Source organism: uncultured Veillonella sp., assembly GCF_900545205.1.
Classification (GTDB): Bacteria; Bacillota; Negativicutes; order Veillonellales; family Veillonellaceae; genus Veillonella.
This window is the reverse complement of the sequence record NZ_UQYC01000115.1, coordinates 1-3,540: the sequence shown is the minus strand read 5'-3', so window position 1 is coordinate 3,540 and position 3,540 is coordinate 1. Positions and strand designations below refer to the sequence as shown.

Annotated in this window: 3 protein-coding genes; 1 reads left to right on the top strand and 2 read right to left on the bottom strand. The window is 36.1% G+C overall.

Going from position 1 to position 3,540, the window contains the following annotated elements; all coding sequences use genetic code 11:
- On the bottom strand, window positions 1-1,200 hold a 1,200-nt coding region (sstT, locus tag QZR70_RS08710; RefSeq protein WP_295794555.1), incomplete at its 3' end, for a serine/threonine transporter SstT.
- Between the two features lie 343 nt (window positions 1,201-1,543).
- Here sstT and QZR70_RS08705 point away from each other — a divergent pair.
- Window positions 1,544-2,290, top strand: a complete 747-nt coding sequence (locus QZR70_RS08705; protein ID WP_295794554.1) for a ubiquinone/menaquinone biosynthesis methyltransferase — start codon at window positions 1,544-1,546, stop codon at window positions 2,288-2,290.
- On the opposite strand, the gene QZR70_RS08700 is transcribed toward QZR70_RS08705, so the two are convergent.
- Window positions 2,271-3,002, bottom strand: a complete 732-nt coding sequence (locus tag QZR70_RS08700) for an SIMPL domain-containing protein (RefSeq protein WP_295794553.1) — start codon at window positions 3,000-3,002, stop codon at window positions 2,271-2,273. The genes QZR70_RS08705 and QZR70_RS08700 overlap by 20 nt on opposite strands.
- Window positions 3,003-3,540 lie beyond the last annotated feature (538 nt).

Sequence of the window (3,540 nt, the reverse complement as noted above, 5' to 3'; positions counted from 1 at the left end):
GCCACGTTTTGCATAATCTGCAGTAGCAGTGAAGAGAATATCTGTACTGGAGTTAAGTGCTGTTTCAGTGGAGTCTTGTAAAACGCCAATGATGAAGCCTACACCTACAACTTGCATTGCGATGTCATTGGAGATACCAAATAGAGAACAAGCAAGAGGAATTAGAAGTAGGGAACCACCAGCAACGCCAGAAGCACCACAAGCACCGATAGTAGCAATAACAGATAAGAGAATTGCTGTAGGGATATCTACAACGATTCCAAGTGTATGGGCAGCAGCTAATGTCATGATTGTAATTGTGATCGCTGCACCACCCATGTTGATTGTTGCACCCAATGGAATGGATACGGAATACATATCAGGGTTAAGTTTTAAACGTTTTGCTAAATCGAGGTTAACAGGGATGTTTGCAGCAGAGCTACGAGTAAAGAACGCATAGATTGCAGATTCACGTAAACATTTGAAAACCAATGGATATGGATTACGGCGAAGATATACAAAAGATAGAAGTGGGTTTACTATTAATGCTACGAAAATCATAGAACCAAGTAGTAATACGAGTAATTGGAAATAACCAATTAAAGCTTCAATACCGTTAGTAGCAATAGAGTCAGCTACGAGACCCATGATACCAAGAGGAGCAAAGCGGATAATCCAACCTACTACAGTTGTAATAGCTTGAGCGATAGACTCCATTACTTCCTTAGTATTCATTGGTGCATGGCGTAAAGCGCCACCAATGATAAGTGCCCAGCCTAAAATACCGATATAGTTAGCAGTCATCAAGGCTTTTACTGGATTATCAACAATATTTTTTAAAAGTGTTTTCATTACCTCTACGATACCTTGTGGTGGAGCTGCATCGGCTGCACTAGCTGCAAGGTGTAATGTAGTAGGGAACATAAAACTTACGACTACAGCAAGTGCTGCAGAAAGGAATGTACCTAATAAATATAATGTGATTACAGAGCCCATTCCTGTTTTTTGACCAGAACGGTGTTTACTGATGGCTGCAATTACAAGAAAGAATACGAGGATTGGTGCAATCCCTTTTAAAGCACCAACAAAGAGAACGCCTAATAAAGCTAATTCATTTGCCACATCTGGCACGTATAGAGCTGTCAAAATACCAATAATCAAACCTATGATAATTTGTTGGATTAGACTGACTCTATTGATTGTTTTTACAAATCGATTCATAGTACACTCCAATACTTAATAAAAACTAATAAAAGACCATGGAAAAGATATCTTTTCGTCATGGACATATGTCATTATACAACGAACATAGAATGGTGGCAATAGATAATATCATAGTCATTTATATATAGTTAAATTAGATCTACTGTGATTGATAACGATGTTTATTTTGTAATATACTAATTTTAACAGTAGTGAATATATGGTTTTAACTAAATATGTGCTTATTACATAATTACTATATATAGTATATATAATAGGATTCTTTTGATAGGGGGCATAGTATGATATACTATGCGAGTAAAGAGTTTGAATATAGTTCTTGATTAGTGAAAGGACCATAATGAATACTAAAGAATTTAAAACGTATGCCGATAAAGAGCAATTTGTACAAGGTGTTTTTTCTAATATTGCAAAAAACTATGATTTAATGAATACAGTCTTAAGCTTTGGACAAGATTATTTTTGGCGCAAATTCTCTGTAAAAGCAATGAATATTGGTCCTCACCAACGTGTGCTTGATGTAGCATGTGGTACCTGTGTGTTTACAAAGGAAGCGTTACGTCAAGAACCAACACTAAGAGTAGAGGCATTAGATTTTAACTGTGAAATGCTCGATCAAGGTCGTGTTCGCATCGAAAATGCGGGGTTACTAGATCAAGTTAATCTAGTACAAGGTGATGCGATGGCTTTACCATATGCTGATAATACTTTTGATGCGGCTATGAGTGGCTTTGCAATGCGCAATGTGCCAGATATTAAACAAGTGCTATCTGAAATGCAACGTGTTGTAAAGCCAGGTGGGAAAGTAGTTGTGTTAGAACTTGCAAAGCCAAGCATGTTTGGTTTTAAACAGTTATATAATTTCTACTTCTCCTATATATTACCTATTATAGGTAAGTTAAGTAAGGATAATTCCTCTTATGCATGGTTGCCAGAATCCTTACGCAGATATCCTCATCAAAGCGAGATTCTTGAAATCTGGAAATCTTTAGGATATGAAAATGCCACCTATCATGAATTGACAGGCGGCATTGTAGCGGTCCACGAAGGTGTGGTACCAGAAAATTCTATTGTAAATAATAAGTAATATTAGCGTCTTGAGAAACTACTAATGATCCTTTTTCAACAGGAGTAGCAGTTTCGAGAGACGCTTTTAACATTACGGCGTTACGATAGGAACCAGAGTCCATAGAGCTTGTTTGTGGTGTGCTAATAGAAACAGTTTTTACAGGGCCTAAAGTACGACCAAGGGCTGCAGCAATAACCTCAGCTTTATGACGACCGTCTTGAATTGCTTCAGTAGTTAAAGAATCAGACAGTTGTTGAGATACATCATTTTGGAATGAAAGGTTATTGATATCGTTGGCGCCAGCGCTAACAGCAGCGTCAACAGCCTTTCCTACATTATCAAGATTGTTGATTTTTACAGTTACACGATTTGCTACACTATAACCAGTGTTGATTCGTTTGCCATCTTGATAATCACTTGTAGGGTTAATAGAAATATTAGATGTGTAAATATCTTTTTTGTCGATACCTAAATGACCTAACTTGCTGATTAAATCACTCATGATGCGATCGTTATTGGATTTTGCAGCATTGATATTAGTGTTTTCACTAGTAATACCAAGTGTTAAAATCGCATAGTTAGGTGCTACAGAACGAGAGGCTTCGCCTGTAATTTGAATTTCTGAGGTATCAAATGTACCTTGTGGTGCAGCAAAGGCTACAGCGGCCATAGTTGCACATACCGCAGCAATAGCAACTGTTTTGGATAATAAACGTTTGGATAATTTCATACTCAATCTCCTTACACATTATTATAGTATTAATAATATCTACCATAATAAAAGACTAAATTGAAATATAGAGCTCATTTAAAATTAAAATATAGTGCTAAATAGTATATAACTATATAGCTGCATAAGTGAAAGAGTCTATATTACAGCTACATTATACAAAATAGATTGTATAAAATCAATCTTTAGTTTTTAGGTTGGAAAATGAATGGGCAATGAAAGTTGTGTGAAGTTGAGAATTGGGGGTTGCCATTATTTTTTGGTTATACTATAATATCCATACAGTCGTTCGAACGACTGTTTCTTAATGAGTGTAGAAATACACTTTGAAGTTCGAAAGAACTTCAAAAAAGATTATAAAATGTGTTGACATGAAAGTGCTCACATGTTATTATAATCAAGTCGTCAGATGGCGCTTCACTGAAGCGTGAAACTGATAACAGATCTTTGAAAACTGAACAATGATAGGTAATCAATCAATATGATTGAACATATGCCAGAGTGCGGGTTTTGACAAAGTCAAAACCAACCATAATTC